The following is a 19,435-nucleotide window of genomic DNA, read 5'->3' as shown; positions in this document are numbered from 1 at the left end:
CACATCACCAGGCTTACCCGGAACAATGGACTCCAGTCGTCCCCATATCTCATCGGTCAACAACATTCGACTCATCTTGATCGCTTACGCAAAAGATGAGATGTAAACACATTTCTTCAAATGTGAATAGAGCCTAATGCCTGACCTTCAAAAAAAACCCGGCCAAGCGGCCTAATGCCGTTCAGTTAACGCTGGACGGCATTTTTGTTTTTTCAGCGAGAACTGGTTGTAAACGAAGCGCCGCGCTGTTAACTTCTCGGTGCGATGCTTGCCAACCACCTCACTCACCTGATCGAAACGCAAGGGCCGGTCGATCTGCGACGGTTAGCCGAGCATCTGCCCTACGAGTGGGTCGAGCGTACAGTCCAGGCAACCGGTACGGCGAGCATCCGGCGCCGTCGCTTACCGTCCGAACAGGTGGTCTGGCTGGTCATTGTGCTGGCGATGTACCGCCACTGGTCGATTAGCGAGGTACTCGACAGTCTTGATCTGGCCTTGCCCAACGATGCAGCACCGTTTGTCAGTAAGAGCGCCGCGGCGCAGGCGCGCCAACGCATTGGCGAAGCGCCGATGGCGTGGCTGTTTGAACAAACGGCACGAGCGTGGACCGCTCAGGACGCGGCTCACTATGCGTTCAAGGGGTTAAGTCTTTGGGCAATGGATGGCACCACACTGCGCACCCCAGACAGTCCGGCAAACCGCGAGCACTTTGGCGCGCAGGGGTATGCCAGCGGCAAAGTGGCGAGTTATCCGCAGGTGCGCGCCGTGACGCTTACCGCCATCCCGACGCACCTGATCGCCGATGTCAATTTCGGTTGCTATGACACCAACGAAATGGTGTACGCCAAGAGTCTGCTGCCGCAGATCCCGGAAGATTCGCTGACAGTATTCGACAAGGGATTCCTGGCCGCAGAGATCCTGTGCGGGCTCACGATGAACGCGCGCAATCGCCACTTCCTGGTTCCAGCCAAAGCCAATACCCGCTGGGACGTGGTCTGCGGAACCGCTGACGATGCGCGTGTCTCGCCACAGGCGCGCAAGAAGTGCCCGGCTTTGCCAGAGTCATGGAGTGCGCGGGCGATCCGGGTCGTCGATGCGCGCGGACGCGAACGCGTACTGCTGACTTCACTAATGGATCGCCGACGCTTCAAACCCGCTGATATCGTTGCCTGCTACGAGCGGCGCTGGCAGATCGAAACCAGTTACGCAGAGCTCAAGCAATCGATGTTGGGTTCGGAGTTGGTCTTGCGCAGCCGCAGCGTCGAAGGGATATACCAGGAAATATGGGGTGCACTGATCGCCTACAACCTGATTCGACGTGAGATCGCAAGCGCCGCACGAGAAGCAAGACTCGCCCCGACTGATATCAGCTTCGTGCGAGCCCTTCACACGATCCAGCATTGAAATGATGTGGGCTGCCCTCACGCCAGCTTATGCAAAATTACCTGCATGCCTACAGCGTCTGCGCGAACGGCTGAAGTCGCTTCCCAATGAAAAACGACCCGGACGCACATGCGACCGAGTCGTCAAATCACGCCACAAACGTTACTCCGTTCGGCACCTCAAAAAAATCTTAACTGAACGGCATTACAGCCTTGTAGGCATTTTCAGAGGGGATTCTCATCGCGCTGAGATTGGCGGATGCGTGGACATTAAACGACCTTCGCTCATTGAGGCATCACGCCCCAACCGTTGACGCCGAACGATGGCGCTTTGCAGCCGAACGATAGTCGATGAACAAGAGATCACCCGTCCTGCGCATCAAGCCGGTCCAATCCACGCAAGAGTGTGCGCACGTGCACGCCAAAGTCTCCTGCAATCTCTTTCGCATTGGCTCTGCCGTCCGTCAATCGACTGCGAGCCTCCTCTAACTGGCTCGTTGTGAGCAGGGGACGGCGCCCGACTCGGCGTCCGCTCGCACGTGCTGCTTCAATGCCTGCTCGTGTGCGTTCGCTGATCAATGTGCGTTCGAATTCGGCTAATGCCGCCATCATGTGAAATATCAGCCGTCCCCCTGATGAGCGCGTGTTGATAGCCTCTGTGAGAGATTGGAAAGCAACTCGTTTCCGTCCGAGCGTCTCCATCAATCGAACTAGATGTACGAGCGACCGGCCTAGACGATCTAGTCGCCAGACCACCAAGGTATCGCCCGGATTCAACCGCGCCAGTGCTCGGTCCAGCCCAGGACGCGAGATTAAGCTGCCCGACACACCGCGATCCGTATAGATCTTGTCACAACCCACGCGCAAAAGTGCCTGCGTCTGCAAATCGACGTTCTGGCCCTCAGTGGATACCCGTGCGTACCCAATAATCATTTTTAGCCCAACAGAAGGCGAGACGTTCCTGAGTTAGATCGGCCTTCGTGCTCCTTGAAAAGGACATCGACAGCACGATCGGCGCTAGGGTACATCCGCGTTTGACAGAACCGGTCGTTTATGCAATCATCTGAACTAAATGCCCAAAACCCATTATTTCTTCGATCTCCCGACCTGACTTTGCCTCCCTGACGAAAAGGACCCATTTTGCCCTCAAAAGCCATTATTGGCCAACGAAATTGGCTATCCCCGCCGCCGTCGGTGGGCTTCCCCTGTGCAGTTGGGTGTCTGCGGCGCTGTGGGGGGGGGCCGTGAGCCAATCCGAACGAGTTGAGCCTAAGTTTTTGCTGGTCGAGCTGCACAACCATGCACACCTTAGGACTGTTTTCGGTGCCTCCCTCGCTCATGAGACGATGCGAATCCTGCAGTTGCGGGTTCAGTTCTGCGGTGGCTCAGTTACAGAGATTGGAGAGGCACGGTTTTTGGTTTCCTTTTTGAAAAGCGCTAGTCCTGCTGCTTCAACGCCCGGGATGGGCTCGTTGCCTCGTCTGGAGCGTCTGCAGATAGAGCTTGCCGCCTCCCTCGTAACGGAAAGCGGCAGCTGGGTCCTCCCGATGGTAACGGTGGACCCCGTTCGCCCTGGATTACTAGGTGGAGAGAGCGGTGGGTTTCTTCATTACCCAGAGAAGGTTGAGCGAGTGAGCGCTGCAGGCTCACCGATACGAGTGCCGCAGTTCGGATCGGAATGGCGCGAAAGCTACGAACGGGATATGGCGTTGGCAGTTGCGTTTGAGCGAGCAATTGCACACGGTCGGGTGAGCCTCGTAACTCAGCCCATCGTCCGTTTGGACCAACATTCGACGTTACTCTATTCCGAAGCTCTTCTTCGAGTATCTGGGCTGCCCGACGGTGCGGGCGCTGCCCGCCTAATTCCTGTGTTGGAGCGATTAGGCTTCGTCCGCGCATTGGACAGGATTGTGGTGTCGAATGTAATAGGTCGGCTTGAAGCAGATAGTTCGGCAATTCTCGGTTGCAATATATCTGCTTGTAGCTTGGTGATGGATAGTTGGTGGCTATCGACTTTTGACCGACTGATGGCCGATTCTGACGTTGCTGCTCGTTTGACCATCGAAATCACCGAAACAGCTCCAATTGCCGATTTCGATGCGGCAATCAATTTTGCACGTCGACTCAAAGACCTCGGATGCCGCATCTCTTTGGATGATTTCGGAGAAGGGCACAGTAGCGTGAGTTTTGCTCGGGCTATACGTCCGGATGTAATCAAGCTATATGATGGCTGGGTGCGAGGCAATTGGCGAGGCGACGACGAGATGTCAGTTCTACACCGGCTTGCGGCGCTCTGTGGTGCGCTTGCTCCCTGCGTAGTTGCCGAGGGAATCGAATGCGAAGAAGACCTACAAAAGGTGTTCGGATCTGGAATTGATTGGATTCAAGGCGAGATTATTCAACCTTCCTGGAAGGGAAGTCACATTCTACTTAATAGAGAGACAATCGAACTGCTCACCGAACGTTAGACGGTCGCGTCGACATTGCCCGAAATATTATCGCGGCGACATCCCCTTTTAGCTCGCCGATTTTAGTCTGATTACAACGAAAACAAGCAGGAGGAATAAAATGAAAAAATGGTCACGAATATTCGCATCACTAAATAAAACACCCGACGAAACTCAGCCACAAAGTGAACACGAACGGCTGATTGAGATTTGCCGTCCTGTTCAATTACCCAGTGGTAAGAAACGGCGCAAACATCGGAGTGTCAAGTCAAATCGCCATGGATTCCATCACAGCTTTGTTGCCCGTGCAGTAATTGCGACGACAGTGAGTGCTGCTGTGCTCGTCGGACGTCCTGCGGCGGCACAAGGTGTCGCAAAGAGCAAAGACCACAAGATTACGAAGGTCGCGCCAGGTGCGCTTTCTGCCCGTTCGACGGACGCAGTCAATGGTTCGCAGCTATACGCGACAGACCAATATGTAGCTATTCTTTCAGCAGCGACGGGTCAAGGATTTAAATATATACAGAGTCGGCTTGATGACGTTAACAGCAGCCTTGACGGGTTCAACACTTTCGAGCATGCAGCTATCGAGTACTTAAACAATCTTGACAACGGAGTCGGAGTTAAATACTTCCACTCTAATTCGTCGCTGAATGATAGTCAGGCTGTAGGAGTTAATAGTGTGGCGATGGGGCCTGCGGCTATCGCACAGTCCGACGGCTCGGTTGCAATCGGTAATAGCGTGAAGGCTGACGGTGGCAAGTCAGTCGCAATTGGCTCAGGAAACATTTCGTTTGGTGATGGCGCGATTTCTGTGGGGGACCCGAACTTCGCTAGCGGTAATGGAGCGATGGCTCTAGGCAGGAATAATATCGCCAATAGCAATGGCTTGCAGAATGCGTCTGCGGCCAATGCAGCGAACGGTGCAGTCGCTTTAGGCAACGAGAATAAGGCGATTGGACAAGGCTCGGTTGCAATTGGGAATAAGTCTACCGCGGGCGTCGCGGGAGCTGTTGCTGTCGGCGATACGGCGACCGTCAGTGCCGCTAAAGGAGTCGCATTGGGCTCTAATTCGCTGGCTGCTAATGCCGGAGACGTCGCGCTCGGTGCGAGTTCAAGAACTCAAGCTGTGGTCGGAACAGCGGCCGTGACAATCAATGGGCAGTCGTACGCAGTAGCAGGAAGCAATCCGACCAGCACTGTCTCTGTTGGAGACGTCGATAAGGAGCGTACGATCACCAATGTCGCAGGGGGGCGTGTTACGGCAGGTTCCACCGACGCGGTAAATGGATCCGAACTTTATGCGACAAACCAAGCTGTCGAATCGCTTCGAACAAGCTCCGGTAGCGCAATGAATCAGTTGAATCAACAAACACAGCAGAACAACGTCGCGATCCAGAACCTGCAGCAGGGCAAAGACGGATTCTTTCAAGTTAATGCCGTTGGTACGACAGCCAAGCCGTCCGCAGTAGGTACTAATTCCGCAGCGGGTGGTACAGGTGCAGTGGCGAGGGGTGCCAACAGCCTGGCGTTGGGTACCAGTACTAACGCCGTCGCGAACAACGCCGTAGCGCTAGGCGCTAATTCGGTTGCGGATCGGAACAACTCCGTTTCGGTCGGCTCTCGAGGTCATGAGCGCCAAGTGACAAACGTTGCAGCAGGGCTATCGGGTACCGATGCGGTGAATGTCAACCAACTCAGTGCGGTAAAAAGCGGTAGCGTTCAATACGATGTCAATCCCGATGGTGCAGTCAATACAGGCAGTGTCACGATCGGTGCAAACGGAAGTGCCGCTTTGATCCATAACGTGGCAGCAGGAACTAATTCGACAGATGCCGTCAACGTCGGACAACTCAACCAAGCTCTAACAGGTGCTACGAATTCTGCTAACAGCTACACAGATAAGCGAGTCGATCGCGTTAGACGTGACGCCAACGCGGGAACAGCTGCCGCCTTAGCAGCAGCTAACCTTCCGCAGGCTGCAACCCCAGGGCGCGGAATGATTTCTGCCGGAGTCGGTTCATATCGCGGTGAAGCAGCATTGGCAATCGGCGTGTCGCACTTTTCGGATAGCGGCCGCTGGATGCTGAAGGGCAGTCTGACGAGCGACACCCGGAGCACGGTGGGGGTCGGAGCGGGTGTCGGTTACCAGTGGTAATGAATTAGAACTGGGCGGAAGCAATCAATTGTGTCTCCGCCCAGTTCAGTCATTGGCACTGCGCAGAAAGAGCGTGTGGAGAGGAATTGAGTTAGTGCAAGTGTGAGCTTCAGCGTCCCCGTCCCCACTCCAATTGTGTAATGTTGACGCAACTCTAAAGGATAGATTGAACTGGAGCAAATTTGGCTGGTGCCAGTGTAGCCGGAAAGGGGGCCAGCTGGGGTTAGGTCTCTCGGGAACCTTTGTCCTAGTTAGGACGGGGACTTCGCCCGCGCTCTCGGAGCTATTCGAACGATGATTACAGTGGGATTTTTGGGTGGATTCTTTATTGGGGCGATCTTCGGTGTTGTGGTGGCGGCGCTTTGTTTCGCCGGACGCAGTAACGAGAGCTCGGATGAAGCTTCGGAGCGTGACTTATGATCAATCTCGAGCCACTATTTCTGCCGGGGTTTGTGTCGCCGCCGATCAACCGCAAGATAACAAATTCGTCACAGCCGATTCTAGTTGCGATTGGAGAACTTGGTATTGATGCGGCGATCCGCGAGCTGTCTTTGTAAGCTTTTGATCGGCTATGGCATGTCTAACGATATCGTCACTCAATTCATCCAAATCACGGCAATGCACGGCTACCTATGTCTTTAGTGACACTGCTGCTCGATAGGCTTTCGGAACCCGATTCGGACGGGGAGGCTGTTGACAGGATCGAAGTGAGCGAGCCTTGCCATATCGAGCCTGATGACGCGTCGACCTGCAATCTGTTGAATTTACGAAACGGCTTGATGCGCTGTGAGAATGGACAACGCGAAGAGACACGGCGGAAAGATGTGGGTAAAGCCGCTTTCGGTTGGTAAGTGTTGTGTGGCGTCGTGAGTTTTTGCAGTTGGTCTGGCTAGTGTTTTATTAACGTTTTATTTCTGGATTTACGAGGTAACTATGAAGAAGTTTCTCAATGCATTTGCTCGCGACGAGCGTGGCGTCAGCGCAATGGAATACGCAGTGCTGGCTGGCATTGTGATTTTGGCACTCGGTGCGATGGCCTCCACGTACAAGAGTAACATCTCTTCGATGTTCTCGAACCTGTTCTCGCAAGTCTCGACGGCTCAAAGCAAGGCTGGCAAATAAGCCGCCTAAAAGCGTCGTGCTGATTCTGTCTTTGCTGTTGAGGGCAGTGGTCATCTGTCTACTTGCCAGGCTCGCGATCTGCGATCTGCGTGAACGGAGGCTACCGACGCGCGAAGTGGTAGCAATTGCCGTATTGTTTCCCATCGATGCTTTGCTGGGCGGCATGCCCCTCACCGAAATGGCTGTTCATTTTGCGATCGGGGTTCTCATTCTGCTGGTCAGCGTCGCCTTGTTCGCCGCTCGCATGCTTGGCGGTGGCGATGCGAAGCTCTCTGCGGCCATCTTTCTATGGGTCGGCATGACCGGGTTCATACAGACGCTCACGCTGGTGTCCGTGATTGGCACGATCGTCGGACTTGTCAGCTTCAGCACACGGCATCTGCCGCCGGAATCTGAGCAGCGTGGCCTGCATCGCTCGCTTGCGTTGTTCTCTGGTGCGCGCGGAGTGCCCTACGGCGTCGCGCTCGCGCTCGGCGGCAGCGTCACAATTATGCTGCCCGGCGCGCTGGCTGCGCGATGGAACATCTGAAGCATGTCGAATCTCATCAAAATTATCGGCCTGCTGGTCGGCGCGATGATTATTGCCATCATCGTGCGCATCGTGATCGTGTCGTCGCAGCACACCGACTCGACGGTGCCGACCACGTCGAAGATCCGCGTCGCCGCCGCCGATCTACCGGTCGGCCTGCTGCTGCGTGACGACGATCTCGGCTGGAAGACCGTGCCGGTTCCCGAGGTGCCGCTCAACGCGGTGGTGCAGGGCGTGGGCGCGTCGGACCTGAAGGGCGCCTTGCTGCGTAATCCGGTGAAGAGTGGCACAGTACTCGTGGCCACTGACGTGATTCTACCGAACGCGCCGGGCTTCCTCGCAGCCACGCTCAAGCCCGGCATGCTCGCCATATCGGTGGCTGTCGACGACGTATCGGGCAATGCCGGCCTGATTCAGCCGGGCGACTACGTCGACCTGCTGCTGACCCAGCAGATGACGGCCCGCACCATCGCGCCGGGCCAGTCAGTGTCGAGCGAGACCGTGGTGCAACGGGTGCGCGTGCTTGCGGTCGGCTCGCAGTTCACGCGTCCCAAGGACGATTCCAGCGCCAATACCGACGGCGGCATCCGCGTCGCGCGCACCGTCACGCTAGAGGTGACGCCGCGCATGAGCGAGGTCGTGTCGGTTGCCTCACATCTCGGCAGCCTGTCGCTCGCGCTGCGCAGCTTTGCCACCGACAGCCGCGATCCGAACTCGGCAGCCATCGCGGATACGCCACCCGCTTCGGCGGCCACTCTGGTCTGGAGCGGCGACGTCTCGCGCGCGCTGCACGATCTGCAGCGTCCGGCCTCACCGTCCTCGGCCGGCTATCAGGCACCGCGCGTGATGATCTACCGCGGTTCGACGCGCAGTGAATCTGGCGGCGAAGCCGATGGTAGCGCTGGCCTCTCACCACCGCTGCCGACTTTGCCGAACTGATGTCGGCCTCGACGAAACCCGGTCATTAAGGACATAGCGCCATGGCATTACGCAGAAAACTCTACGCATCATGAAATCGCGGTTCGGAACCTTCCAGCTCAAGCGCCTCGCGCCGCTCGCGATCGTCTCCCTGCCGTTGCTTGCCGTGGCGGTGACCACGCCCGCCAGCGCGCTCGACCTGCGCGACGGCCGGGCCGTCAACGTCGATGGCAAGCGTGTCATGCCCAAAGCCATGCTCCTGCAGGGCAGCGCAACCTCCGGTGCGCAGCTCAACCTGACCGCTGGCAAGGGCGTGATGCTCACGCTGACGCAGAACGCTGCGTCGGTGTTCGTGGCCGATCCGACCGTCGCCGATGTGAGCGTGCCGGTGCCGCGCGTGCTGTACGTGCTCGGCAAGAAGCCCGGCACGACCACGCTGTACGTACTCAACGGCAAGAATCACCCGATCGTGCGGCGCACGGTCATGGTAACGCCCAATCTCGACGCGCTGCGTGCGACGTTGAACGCGCACTTCCCGAACGCGGACCTGAAGCTGAGCGCCGGACCCGGTTCGATACAAGTCACGGGGCACGCGAAGGATTCCGCCGAAGCCGACACGATGGTGCAGATGGTGCAGCCTTATCTAGCCGAGAAGCAGAACTTCGTGAATCGGATCGTGATCGACAAGCCGCTGCAGGTGCAGTTGCACGTGCGGATCACAGAAGTGGACCGCAGCGTCACGCAGCAACTCGGCATCAACTGGTATTCGCTTTCGTTCCTCGGCGGTGGCAACTTCTACGGCGGCCTGTTCAACGGCTCGATCTCGCTGGCGTCGCTCACGTCGACGGCCACTTCGACGACCGGTTCAGCCTATTCGATTGCGGCAGGCGCCCAGAAGGCAGGCATCAACGCGATCATCGATGCGTTGACCGAGGAAGACCTGCTCACCACGCTGGCGGAACCGAACCTCGTCGCGCTGTCGGGTGAGACGGCCAGCTTCCTGGCCGGCGGCGAATTCCCGATTCCAATCTCGCAAACGAACGGCGCCGTGGTAATCGACTACAAGACCTTCGGCGTAAAGCTGGACTTCACGCCCACGGTGTTGAACGACCGCCGAATCAGTCTGAAGGTGCGTCCGGAGGTCAGCCAGCTTGATTCGACCGCCAGCATCACGACAGGCGGCATCAGCATCCCTGGCATGAGTGTGCGTCGCGCTGACACTACGGTCGAACTGGCCAGCGGGCAGAGCTTCGCGATCGCGGGCCTGCTGCAGGCGAATTCAAGCAACACGCTCACCCAGATTCCGGGCCTCGGTTCGCTGCCTATCATCGGCAAGCTGTTCTCGTCGAAGAACTTCCAGAACAAGAAGACCGAAATTGTCATCATTGTGACGCCGTATCTGGTCAACCCAGTCGATCCGACGCGCCTGCGCGATCCGATCAGCTCCTTGGTGCGCCGTGCCAGCGACGTCGAATACGGCTTCGCGCGCAGCCGGTCCGGCACCCCCACTGACACTGGCGCGCCGCAGCCGACGCTCACCGGCCCGGCCGGCTACGTTTATTGAGGGGACGCTACCCGATGCTTTCCGTGTTTCTTGATGTCCGTCTCTGGCCCGCTGCAATCGTCGTCGCCCTGTCAGCCGCGTTCGCGCTGGGCGGCTGCGACACCGCTGCCACGCTCGACGTGACCGACCCCTCAGTGATTCAGATAGGCCCGAACGGTGCCACTGCGGCGGACTGCACTTCGACGGCGGAGCCGCCCGTGCTGACCAATGGCGGCGTGCGTCGTCCATCGATGCAGTGGAGCTGCGCGACCTATTCGAATCTCGTTGCCCAAGTGGCGAATCCGCAGGATCTCGTGGCACCCGCCACGCTTAATCCGGCCGACGGCGCTGTGGCCGCGGCCGCCGTGCGCCGCTACGAGACTGGTCATGTAAAGACGCTCGATAACAGCACCTCGACCTCGTCCTCGTCGGTCGCGCCTGGCGCTGGCGGTAGTGGCAGTAGCTCGACCGGAGGCTCGAATTGAGCGCCTCCGACATGGCTGCGTCGCGCACGCAGACCACCGCACGCGCCGCGCGCTTCATGGCCTTCGTCGGCGATCGCCAGACTGAGCAGACGCTGCGCAACTTCATCCTCGACGAGGCCCTGCGGCACACGCACGTGGGCCTCGGCGGCGTTAACGAGGCAATTGCCCACATCACCAAGGTGGGCTGGTCTCCGCGTCTGCTGCTGATCGACCTGCAGGGATCGACTATGCCGCTGTCGGACTTGGCGCGGCTGGCCGAGGTGTGCGAGCCGTCGGTGCAGGTGGTTGCGCTCGGCGACAAGAATGACGTGGCCCTCTATCGCAACCTCCTCGGCATCGGCATACGTGACTATCTGTTCAAGCCGCTGACAGAGGAACTGCTCAAGCGCACGGTCGACCTCAATGACGGTGCCGTGCGCGCGGTGCCGCAGACCCGGCGCGGCAAGGCGATCTCCTTCGTCGGTGCGCGCGGCGGTGCGGGCACTACCACGATTGCGGTCAATCTGGCGCGTTTCCTAGCCGATTCCACACATCGCCGGATTGCCTACGTCGACCTGAACATCAACGGCGGTGCGGCGTGCTCGATGCTCGGCGTACGTTCGAACCACGGTTTGTCGGAAGTGCTGCAGAATGTCGAGCGGATTGACGTGGCTTTCATCGAGCGGACCATGATTCCGATCGGCACGCGCCTGTTCCTGCTGTCGTGTGAGCTGCCATTCGGCACGGCTTGGCCGTTCAAGGAAGGCGGGATCAAACACTTGATCGACCTGCTGACCAACGAATTCCACTACGTGATCATCGATACTGGTGCAGGGGTCGGCCGCTTGTCGACCGAGGCCTTTGACAACTCGGCACGTGTCTACATGATCAGCGACCGCTCGGTGCACGGCGCGCACGAAACGGTGCGACTCGCGCAGTACGTCGAGAAGCGCGAGAACGCTCCGGTCATCTCGTTCGTGCTGAACAATACAATCCCATGCGCGCAGGGCAACGTCGACAAGGACGACTTCGTCGGTGCAATCGGGCATTCGGTCCTGCTCGAAATCAACCACGAGAACAAGATCCTTGCGATTGCCGAAAACGTCGGCGAAGCACCGGCCGGGCGCGCCGCAAACGCGTTCGTCCATTCGATCAGCCAGATCGTCAACGACTTGGTGGGCCGCAAGGCGACCACCGAGGCGCGCGGTTGCCGCCTCAATTGGTGGAAGCGATGAAATCGTTCGGCACGAAGGCGAACGCGCCCGAACCGGCCGTCGAGGCGACTGCGCCGGCGGCATCGGCCTCCGCGCCGATGCCGGAGCCGTCGTGGACAATGGCCGAGGCACGTCGCGCGGCGCCTCCATCGAGCGAGCCGATGGTGCGCTCGGCCGTGTTCCGCGCGGTGCGTACGGGCGTGTTCGCGTCGATGAACGCTTCGGCGGCGGTCGGTAAAACGCGCGACCAGATGCGCGGCACTGTCGAGCAGATGGTGGCGACCGTGGCCGAGCGCGAGTACCTGAACGTCACAATGGCCGTCCAGAAGCTGATGGTCGAGGAACTGCTCAACGACATGTTCGGCCTTGGCCCGATCGAGCCGCTGCTGGCCGACGAGTCGGTGACGGACGTGCTCGTGAACGGCCCGGACCAAGTGTTCGTGGAACGCCGCGGCCGACTCGAGCTGACGCCCTACAAGTTCCGGGACAACCTGCATGTGATCACCGTGGCGCAGCGCATTGCCAACGTCGCTGGCCGACGCGTAGACGAAAGCAGCCCGATGGTCGATGCGCGGCTGGCAGATGGTAGCCGGGTGAACGTGGTGCTGCCGCCGCTGGCGCTGAAGGGCGCGGCCATATCGATCCGCAAGTTTCCGAAACGCAAGATCACGCTCGACATCATGGTCGAGCAGGCTAACCTGTCAGCAAACATGGCTAAACTGCTCAAGCTCGCCAGCCTCTGCCGCCTGAACATCGTCGTGGCGGGCGGTACCGGTTCGGGAAAGACCACCTTGCTAAACGCGCTGTCGTACCACATCGGCGACGGCGAACGGATCGTCACGATCGAGGACGCGGCTGAACTACACCTGCAGCAGCCGCACGTAGTCAGCCTCGAAATGCGCCCCGAGAACACCGAAGGTCTGGGCGGAGTGAACCAGCGCGACCTGGTGCGCAACTCGCTGCGGATGCGTCCGGACCGGATCATCCTTGGCGAAACGCGCGGCCCGGAGGCCTTCGACGTGTTGCAGGCGATGAACACGGGCCACGACGGCTCGATGACAACGATCCACGCGAACACGCCGCGCGACGCAATTACACGTCTGGAAAGCATGGTGACGATGGCCAACGGCAACCTGCCGCTGATGTCGATTCGCCGCCAGATCGCCAGTGCCGTGCACATGTTCGTGCAGATTGAGCGAATGCGCGACGGCCTGCGCCGCATCACGCGGATCACCGAACTGGTGGGCATGGAAGGCGACGTGATCATCACTCAAGATCTGTTCACGTTCTGTTACGACGCCACTGCCTTCGGCGAAAAGGTGAAGGGAAATTTCGAACGTCAGTCGATCCGTCCGGCCTTTTACGAGCGCGCAACCTACTACGGCGTGCAGGACGCCATGATGGAGGCGATGAGCTGAAATGGTGAACCCGAATTTGATCGCGCTGGCTACGTTTCTCTGCATCGTTGTCCTCGGTCTGATGGCGATGCTGGGCGCTAGCCTGTTCCGACAGCGCCTGTCGGCACGCATCTCGCAGCGCATGCAGAAGTCGTTCGAACCCACGGTGGCGCTGACCGGCACTGAGTCGATGACGATCGTCGACGCGTCGCTTTTCGTCAACAAGTCCAGCGCCGAGACGGTGACGGGTATGTGGATCGCAGCGCGGCTAGCGCGCCTTGATACCGTGGCGGGTAAGGGCGGCAAGAAGTTCGTGATCACCATCACGATCGTGGTGGCCGTGGTGGCCGTGATCGCCAGCGTGATCGCGCCGTTTCCACAGTGGACGTTGCCGTTCATCATTATCGGCGCGCCGATCGGCGGTGCGATGTGGGCCTACAAGTTCTTGGTCAACCGTTTTCGCGACCAGTTCCTCGGTGGCTTCTCGGAAGCGATCGACCTGATCGTGCGCGCGGTGCGGGCTGGTATTCCAGTCACCCAGGTGATCATCAACAGTGCCGATGTGTGCCCGGAGCCACTGGCCCGCGAATTCCGCCTTATGGGCGACTCGCTGCAGGTCGGGATCGACCTCGAGGAAGTGCTGATCGCGGCGGGGCGGCGCATCGAGATTTCCGATTTCTCGTTTTTCTGCGTCTGCCTGCTGGTGCAGCGCGAGACGGGCGGCCAGCTCAGTGAGACGCTCGAGAATCTCTCGAACATCATCCGCTCGCGGCTCGAAATCCGCCAAAAGGCGCGCGCGTTGACGGGCGAGGCACGCATCACCACCAAGATCCTCACCGCGATCCCGATCGTGATCGTGGCCGGCCTGTACGCGATCAACCGGCCCTATGTGGAAGTGCTGATCAATACCCACTCGGGCCACAAGCTGTTGACCTTTGCGGTGTTGTCCATCACGCTCGGCCTGATCGTGGTGCACAAGATGTCGAAGCTGGAGACCACGCGATGACCCTAGAAATGGTGGAAATGATCACCGACCTGACGATGCTGGTCGGGCTGCTGCTGGTGATCGCCGGCTGGTGGGCGATCAAGTATGGCAACCATCGCGGCAAGATCGCCGAACGCGTGCGGGATGCGGTGCAGATTCGCGCGATGCGCACTTTGATCGAGGCGGAGGAAATGCTGGCAGTGCGCTTGATCGAGCGCGTGACGCAATTCCTAGCCGCGCTCGGTGATCGGATCCCATTCTTCGACGCGAAGCTGCGCGCGCAGATCGAGGCCGACCTGCTCAATGCCGGATATCGCGGCCCCAACGGCACCGCGGTAATGCTCGGCGTTAAATTCTCGTTCGGCATTCTGGTGGCCGCGATCGTGGTCGTGTCAGGCGCCAGCGTGCCCGGCGTCGGGCAGTTCCCCGCGTTTCGCGGCCTGGCGATGCTCGGCGCGTTCATCGTCGGCATGATTGTGCCGGAATACCTGCAGCGTTTTCGCGCGGCATCGCGGCGGCGCTGGATCTCGGCCTGCCTGCCCGATGCGCTGGACCTGATGGTGATCTGTACCAACGCCGGTAACAGCCTGCTGGTCAGCATGCAGCACGTGACCGACGAACTCGTCACCATCTGCCCGCCGCTGTCGGCTGAGTTTGCGCTGACCGCCGACGAGCTGCGCATTTCCGGCGACGCCGAGCGCGCGTTGCAGAACCTCGGTCGCCGCATCAACCTCCCGTCGGTGCGCGCGCTGACCACGACGCTCACGCAATCGATGCGCTATGGCACGCCAATCACGCAGTCACTGAAGACGCTGTCGCGGTCGGAGCGGCTCGCCTTCATCATGTCGCTCGAGGAGAAGGCCGCCAAACTCGCTCCGAAGATGGTGGTTCCGATGATGCTTTTCATTCTTCCGGCGATTTGCGCGATTGCGGCGGGGCCGGCCGTCATTCAGATCCTGGATTTCTTCGCACACCAATGAACGCCTTTCTGTCCCGTTCCGTCACCGTGCTGACGTTCGCCGCGATCTCCGGCTGCTCCTCGCACGGCTTCGCCTACAAGCAGCCCGTCTCGCCGACCTTCGACACACACAACCTGAACGACCCGGCCAGCGAGGAGCGCGTCGCACGTTCGGCGGTGCAGTCGGGCGACCTGCAACTGGCCACCAATGTCTATGCTCGGATTCTCTCGCAGGATCCGCATTCGTTGTCGGGCATGACGGGCCTCGGTGACACGCTCTACGCGGCCGGCGACCTCACGCGCGCGGCCGTCTACTACGACAAGGCGCTCGCGCTCGATGCGCGTTCGGTGGCGGCGCTGAGCGGGCGCGCGCGCGTAAACCTGCGGTTGCGCCATTTCGACGTGGCCATCGCGAGCTTCCGCCAGGTGCTGGCGATCCAGCCGAACCTGCCAACTGCTCAGGCGGGCCTCGGCGCCGCGCTCGACCTAAGCGGCAACCATGCGGACGCGCGGGCCGAACTGCGTGAGGCGCTGACCTGCAACCCAGGCGACCCGTCTATCAGCATCAACCTCGGTATGTCGCTGATCATGGCCGGGCGCCCGCGCGAGGCAGTCGACGTGCTGACCGACGTGACGCGTTTTCCGGCCGCGCCGCCGCAGGCCTTCCATGATTTGGCGCTGGCCTACGGGCTGCTTGGCAACACCAAGGCCGCCTACAAACTGCTGTCGCGCGACCTGCCTGCGAAGGACGTCAGTTCCGACCTGCGCTTCTATGCCTTCCAACGCGAGCGTCGGCAACTGACCGCTGCGGCCGTGCCGACGCTGCCGGCCGACCGAGCCGTCAACGTCATACCACTCGGCAACTGGGGCGCGCGGGGCCGGTTGACCGAATACGTCGGCCAGCGCGGGGGCACAGGAGCGCTGCAATGACCCGCCTCGCGAAAGCGATTGGACGCGGCTGCACGTGGCCGCGCTTCGGTCGCGCCGAAGGCGGCGTGTCAACGCTCGAGTTTGCGCTGTTCGCACCCGCCGTGTTCATTCTAGTGCTCGGCATCATCGAGGTGGGGCTGGACCTGACGGTTGACGCCTCGGTGCAGTACGCGGCGCAGCAGGCCTCCCGCGCGGGCATCACCACGGTCGCGCCGGCTACGGGGGAGACGCGCGAACGGGCGGCCAGCCAGACCGTGACGAACATCCTGCGGCCGTGGACCAATATAGGCGGTAGGCTGACCATCGCGGTCGTCGACTACGGCACCTTCGGCAGCAGTACCACGTCGTCCAGCTCTGGCGGCTTAGGCGACGTGGTGTCATACAACATCACACTTACTATGCCACATGGTTTCACGGGTTTTCTGGGCTTCTTCGGCGCGACACCGCTCGTGTATCGGCGCTATTACCTCGTGCAAAACGAGAAATGAGCGCAATCCGTTCTTCGGCATGGCGCTCGCGCCGCAAGTCCGGCGGCTTTGTCAGCCTCGAGGTAGTGATCATCACGCCGCTGCTTGCGCTGATCCTACTCGGTTTTGCCGAGCTTTACATGTATATGCGCGCCGTCAGCACGGTGGAGCATATGGCCTTCGTGCTGGCTGACTCACTAGGTCAGCGCAACCAGGTGTACGACACCAACGCGACCACCGATCCCGACGATCTCGGTTCGATTTGGAACGCCGCCTGGCTGCTGTCGAGCCCACTGGCGCTGCAGACGAACGGCGGTGTGATCATCTCCTCTATCTGCGATACCAATTCGTCGTGCACGCCGCCTTCGTTCACCACGGCGACGGCGTCCGGCACGCCTTATTTGGTCTGGACACGCAAGTCGTCGACCAACATCTCAACGACGCTTACGGCGAAGGCGTTGCTGCCCTCCACTTGGCCGTTCCGCGCCGGTGATTCGGCGATCGTGGTCGAGGTGTTCTACAGTTACAAGCCGCTGATCTGGGCGATGGCGCCGATGACTACTATGATCTACAAACGCGTGGTCGTCTATCCACGGACCGGCAAGTCGCTTCCTCTCAAAACGGCCTCATGACTCAGAACGATCCCAGAGAGACTGGCATAGGCCAAGGCACCGGCGCTATACCGCGCACGGCATCGCGGCGCGGCGCGCGCTCGCCGCGCGACCTCGTGCGCGCCGACGACGGCGCGTTCTCGATGGTTTTCGCGATGATAGGCAGCGTGCTAATCGGCACGCTGTGTCTGGCGATCGACTCGATCGGCTACACCATGAGCCAGACGCAGATGCAGATGGCGCTCGACGTGGCCGCGCTGTCCTCGGGTGCTGATCTCGCGCACTACGCGGACACCACCACCGGTAATAACGATTCGCAATGGCAGGCCGACGCGCAGGCCTACTACGAGGGCAACATGCCGAGCACCTACCTCGGAATGAAGCGCCAGCCGATCATGGCGGCGGTGACAGGCGACCGCACTTCGGGCAAGACGATCAATCTCTCAACGAGCAGCCTGAAGCCGCTACTGGCGCCATTCTTCCTCGATCCGACAATCAGCGCGATGGCGGCGCGCGGCGGCGATGCCGGTGACCCGCGCACCTATGCCACCGTCAGAGCGTCGAACGCGGTGATACGTCTGCCGCAGACGCTGCTCGAATTGGCAATGGTGCTCGACAACACCGGATCGATGTCAGATTCGGCCGACGGCACCGTCAACGGATCGAGCAAACTGCAGGGCTTGAAGGATGCGACGAACACGCTGCTCACGGCGCTGTATGGACAGTCAAACAGCACCACCATGACTTACGTGGGCCTCGTGCCGTTCGCCAGCACCGTGAACCTGACCGGGGCGCTATCAGGCAGCGGCTCATGGATGAACCCAGTGTTCACGTATAATAGCAAGAACGTCGCCATGAAAGCGACCGGTGACGTGGCCGGCTGGGGCGGGTGTGCCGTCGAGCCGCGCGACGCAAGCGGCAATCTTTCGCCGGCGGCCTACTTGCCGAGTTCTTCGCTGAAGTTTACTCCGTACTACTACAACGTACCGCCGAACGGGCTCAATGTCGTTACCTTTGCACACGGCTTTTGCCACAACACGAAGGACGACACCCACACTATGGTCAATAACGTGCCTCTGATGCTGAGCACCAACGGCACGCAGAACTATTGCAATATGAATCCGCGAGGTATCAACATTGGCACTGAATTCGATCAGATGAACAATTCGGGTACGCAGACGATCACTCAGAATTCTCAGTGTATGGGGCAGCCGGTCACTTTCCTGACCAACCAGCGAAACATCTTGACCACGGCCATCGAGAACATGGTGGCCGGTGGGTCTACGATTATTCCGGAAGGCCTGCTCTGGGGCTGGCGCATGCTGGTGCCGGACTGGTCTCAGAACTTGGCCGGCGCTGCCAACGGCTGGATCTCGACTGACCCCTTACTGCCCAAGCCGATCACCACGCAGGGCCTGCAGCGCGTGATGATCGTGCTGACCGACGGCGAGAACCAGATCGGGGCGGCCGGTTCGTTCCCGAACGCGCTGTGGTTCAACGGCCTGTCGGGCGTGGGCACCAACTCCATGAAGGCATCGAGCGTGACGCGCACCGACGGCTCGACGCTGGCCAACGGTCAGACCGATTCTGCGGAACTATACGGCGGTAACCCAATCGATACCTCCTCAGGCTACGCCGGCTATCCTGATGACGTCAATACGTTCCAGAACGCCATCTGTACCGCGATTAAAAACTCGAACGTGACCATCTATGCCATCACCTTCGGCTTCAACGCGTCGAACTCGGTGGCGCAGACGGCGATGCGTGACTGCGCTTCGCCGGGCGACTATTACCACGCGCCCGACAACGCCACGCTTACCACGATTTTCAAGCAGATCGCGGGTAACCTTGGCAAGCTGCGCCTGACGAAGTAGGCCTTTCGACTGCACCCATTCGACAATGCCGGCCTGCGGTAAGCACCCGGCACTCGCGCGTATGGCGCTGGATCAGTACCTGATGCAACGCCGGTTGCCGATCACACGGGAACGATTGGACCCGACAACGGTCATCGTGGCCAGAGCCTTGCGGAAGATGCTGCAGGCAGCGAAACCACGCGGCTCTGGCGCGTGCTGCGGCGCTTTTTCGCGCTGGTCGCCGACTCGGTCAACGATGAGCGGCCCGCGATGGCCGAGAAGCTGCGCCGGGCGAGCCAGCACTGGATGCGACACTATGCACTTCACATGCCCCAGATCAACCAGTACGGTCTTCGGCTGCGGCTGCTGCGGTACATCCTGCAACAGAATGCTCGTCTGTTCGAGCTGTTCGGCCAGCGTGTGGCCGTCGTAAGGGTTGCCCGGAAAGGCTCGCGCG

The 19,435-nt window shown here is 60.0% G+C and carries 16 protein-coding genes and 3 pseudogenes; 18 read left to right on the top strand and 1 reads right to left on the bottom strand.

Annotated elements, in window-relative coordinates:
• Positions 1–264: 264 nt before the first annotated feature.
• Positions 265–1,576, top strand: a pseudogene (locus BVER_RS16965) (IS4 family transposase); the annotation flags it as partial.
• A gap of 169 nt (positions 1,577–1,745) precedes the next feature.
• On the opposite strand, the gene BVER_RS16960 reads toward BVER_RS16965, so the two are convergent.
• Positions 1,746–2,315, bottom strand: a complete 570-nt coding sequence (locus tag BVER_RS16960; protein ID WP_050454311.1) for a recombinase family protein — start codon at positions 2,313–2,315, stop codon at positions 1,746–1,748.
• A gap of 311 nt (positions 2,316–2,626) precedes the next feature.
• On the opposite strand from BVER_RS16960, the gene BVER_RS16955 reads away from it, so the two are divergent.
• From BVER_RS16955 to BVER_RS33980, 17 genes and pseudogenes are all read left to right on the top strand, one after another.
• On the top strand, positions 2,627–3,850 hold the full coding sequence (locus tag BVER_RS16955) for an EAL domain-containing protein (protein ID WP_157056100.1): 1,224 nt from the start codon (positions 2,627–2,629) through the stop codon (positions 3,848–3,850).
• A gap of 370 nt (positions 3,851–4,220) precedes the next feature.
• Positions 4,221–5,972, top strand: a pseudogene (locus BVER_RS31635) (YadA family autotransporter adhesin); the annotation flags it as partial.
• 431 nt (positions 5,973–6,403) lie between these two features.
• Entirely contained in the window at positions 6,404–6,544 is a 141-nt protein-coding gene (locus BVER_RS31630; RefSeq protein WP_157056098.1) for a hypothetical protein, read from the top strand.
• 376 nt (positions 6,545–6,920) lie between these two features.
• Positions 6,921–7,109, top strand: a complete 189-nt coding sequence (locus tag BVER_RS16950; protein WP_050454309.1) for a Flp family type IVb pilin — start codon at positions 6,921–6,923, stop codon at positions 7,107–7,109.
• A 16-nt stretch (positions 7,110–7,125) separates the two neighbouring features.
• A complete protein-coding gene (locus tag BVER_RS16945) occupies positions 7,126–7,638 on the top strand; it encodes an A24 family peptidase (protein WP_050454308.1) in 513 nt (170 codons plus the stop codon).
• A gap of 3 nt (positions 7,639–7,641) precedes the next feature.
• On the top strand, positions 7,642–8,577 hold the full coding sequence (gene cpaB / locus BVER_RS16940) for a Flp pilus assembly protein CpaB (RefSeq protein WP_050454307.1): 936 nt from the start codon (positions 7,642–7,644) through the stop codon (positions 8,575–8,577).
• Positions 8,578–8,647: 70 nt separating this feature from the next.
• Positions 8,648–10,120 (top strand): type II and III secretion system protein family protein, encoded by a 1,473-nt coding sequence (locus BVER_RS16935; RefSeq protein WP_157056097.1) that lies wholly within the window; start codon positions 8,648–8,650, stop codon positions 10,118–10,120.
• Between the two features lie 14 nt (positions 10,121–10,134).
• Positions 10,135–10,584 (top strand): CpaD family pilus assembly lipoprotein, encoded by a 450-nt coding sequence (locus tag BVER_RS16930; protein WP_050454306.1) that lies wholly within the window; start codon positions 10,135–10,137, stop codon positions 10,582–10,584.
• Positions 10,581–11,798 (top strand): CpaE/TadZ family protein, encoded by a 1,218-nt coding sequence (locus tag BVER_RS16925; protein ID WP_232316594.1) that lies wholly within the window; start codon positions 10,581–10,583, stop codon positions 11,796–11,798. The genes BVER_RS16930 and BVER_RS16925 overlap by 4 nt, the downstream gene beginning before the upstream one ends.
• A complete protein-coding gene (locus BVER_RS16920; RefSeq protein ID WP_050454314.1) occupies positions 11,795–13,195 on the top strand; it encodes a TadA family conjugal transfer-associated ATPase in 1,401 nt (466 codons plus the stop codon). Before BVER_RS16925 ends, BVER_RS16920 begins: the two co-directional genes overlap by 4 nt.
• A gap of 1 nt (position 13,196) precedes the next feature.
• Positions 13,197–14,180, top strand: coding sequence for a type II secretion system F family protein (locus BVER_RS16915; RefSeq protein WP_050454304.1), 984 nt, complete (start codon positions 13,197–13,199; stop codon positions 14,178–14,180).
• Positions 14,177–15,139 (top strand): type II secretion system F family protein, encoded by a 963-nt coding sequence (locus tag BVER_RS16910; protein ID WP_050454303.1) that lies wholly within the window; start codon positions 14,177–14,179, stop codon positions 15,137–15,139. The genes BVER_RS16915 and BVER_RS16910 overlap by 4 nt, the downstream gene beginning before the upstream one ends.
• Positions 15,136–16,047 (top strand): tetratricopeptide repeat protein, encoded by a 912-nt coding sequence (locus BVER_RS16905; protein ID WP_050454302.1) that lies wholly within the window; start codon positions 15,136–15,138, stop codon positions 16,045–16,047. The genes BVER_RS16910 and BVER_RS16905 overlap by 4 nt, the downstream gene beginning before the upstream one ends.
• Entirely contained in the window at positions 16,044–16,535 is a 492-nt protein-coding gene (locus BVER_RS16900) for a TadE/TadG family type IV pilus assembly protein (protein WP_050454301.1), read from the top strand. The genes BVER_RS16905 and BVER_RS16900 overlap by 4 nt, the downstream gene beginning before the upstream one ends.
• Positions 16,532–17,146 (top strand): TadE family protein, encoded by a 615-nt coding sequence (locus tag BVER_RS16895; RefSeq protein WP_050454300.1) that lies wholly within the window; start codon positions 16,532–16,534, stop codon positions 17,144–17,146. The genes BVER_RS16900 and BVER_RS16895 overlap by 4 nt, the downstream gene beginning before the upstream one ends.
• Positions 17,143–18,999 (top strand): TadE/TadG family type IV pilus assembly protein, encoded by a 1,857-nt coding sequence (locus BVER_RS16890; RefSeq protein ID WP_232316593.1) that lies wholly within the window; start codon positions 17,143–17,145, stop codon positions 18,997–18,999. Before BVER_RS16895 ends, BVER_RS16890 begins: the two co-directional genes overlap by 4 nt.
• A gap of 46 nt (positions 19,000–19,045) precedes the next feature.
• A pseudogene (locus BVER_RS33980) lies at positions 19,046–19,293 on the top strand (integrase); the annotation flags it as partial.
• Positions 19,294–19,435: the final 142 nt, after the last annotated feature.

The organism is Candidatus Burkholderia verschuerenii (assembly GCF_001189365.1).
Taxonomy (GTDB): Bacteria; Pseudomonadota; Gammaproteobacteria; order Burkholderiales; family Burkholderiaceae; genus Caballeronia; species Caballeronia verschuerenii.
This window is presented reverse-complemented; position numbering and strand designations above follow the sequence as displayed.

Coding starts and splice junctions, on each gene's coding strand:
- BVER_RS16960 (WP_050454311.1), bottom strand. CDS start 2,315: ATGATTATTGGGTACGCACGGGTATCCACTGAGGGCCAGAACGTCGAT.
- BVER_RS31630 (WP_157056098.1), top strand. CDS start 6,404: ATGATCAATCTCGAGCCACTATTTCTGCCGGGGTTTGTGTCGCCGCCG.
- BVER_RS16950 (WP_050454309.1), top strand. CDS start 6,921: ATGAAGAAGTTTCTCAATGCATTTGCTCGCGACGAGCGTGGCGTCAGC.
- cpaB (WP_050454307.1), top strand. CDS start 7,642: ATGTCGAATCTCATCAAAATTATCGGCCTGCTGGTCGGCGCGATGATT.
- BVER_RS16935 (WP_157056097.1), top strand. CDS start 8,648: ATGAAATCGCGGTTCGGAACCTTCCAGCTCAAGCGCCTCGCGCCGCTC.
- BVER_RS16930 (WP_050454306.1), top strand. CDS start 10,135: ATGCTTTCCGTGTTTCTTGATGTCCGTCTCTGGCCCGCTGCAATCGTC.
- BVER_RS16920 (WP_050454314.1), top strand. CDS start 11,795: ATGAAATCGTTCGGCACGAAGGCGAACGCGCCCGAACCGGCCGTCGAG.
- BVER_RS16915 (WP_050454304.1), top strand. CDS start 13,197: ATGGTGAACCCGAATTTGATCGCGCTGGCTACGTTTCTCTGCATCGTT.
- BVER_RS16910 (WP_050454303.1), top strand. CDS start 14,177: ATGACCCTAGAAATGGTGGAAATGATCACCGACCTGACGATGCTGGTC.
- BVER_RS16905 (WP_050454302.1), top strand. CDS start 15,136: ATGAACGCCTTTCTGTCCCGTTCCGTCACCGTGCTGACGTTCGCCGCG.
- BVER_RS16900 (WP_050454301.1), top strand. CDS start 16,044: ATGACCCGCCTCGCGAAAGCGATTGGACGCGGCTGCACGTGGCCGCGC.
- BVER_RS16895 (WP_050454300.1), top strand. CDS start 16,532: ATGAGCGCAATCCGTTCTTCGGCATGGCGCTCGCGCCGCAAGTCCGGC.
- BVER_RS16890 (WP_232316593.1), top strand. CDS start 17,143: ATGACTCAGAACGATCCCAGAGAGACTGGCATAGGCCAAGGCACCGGC.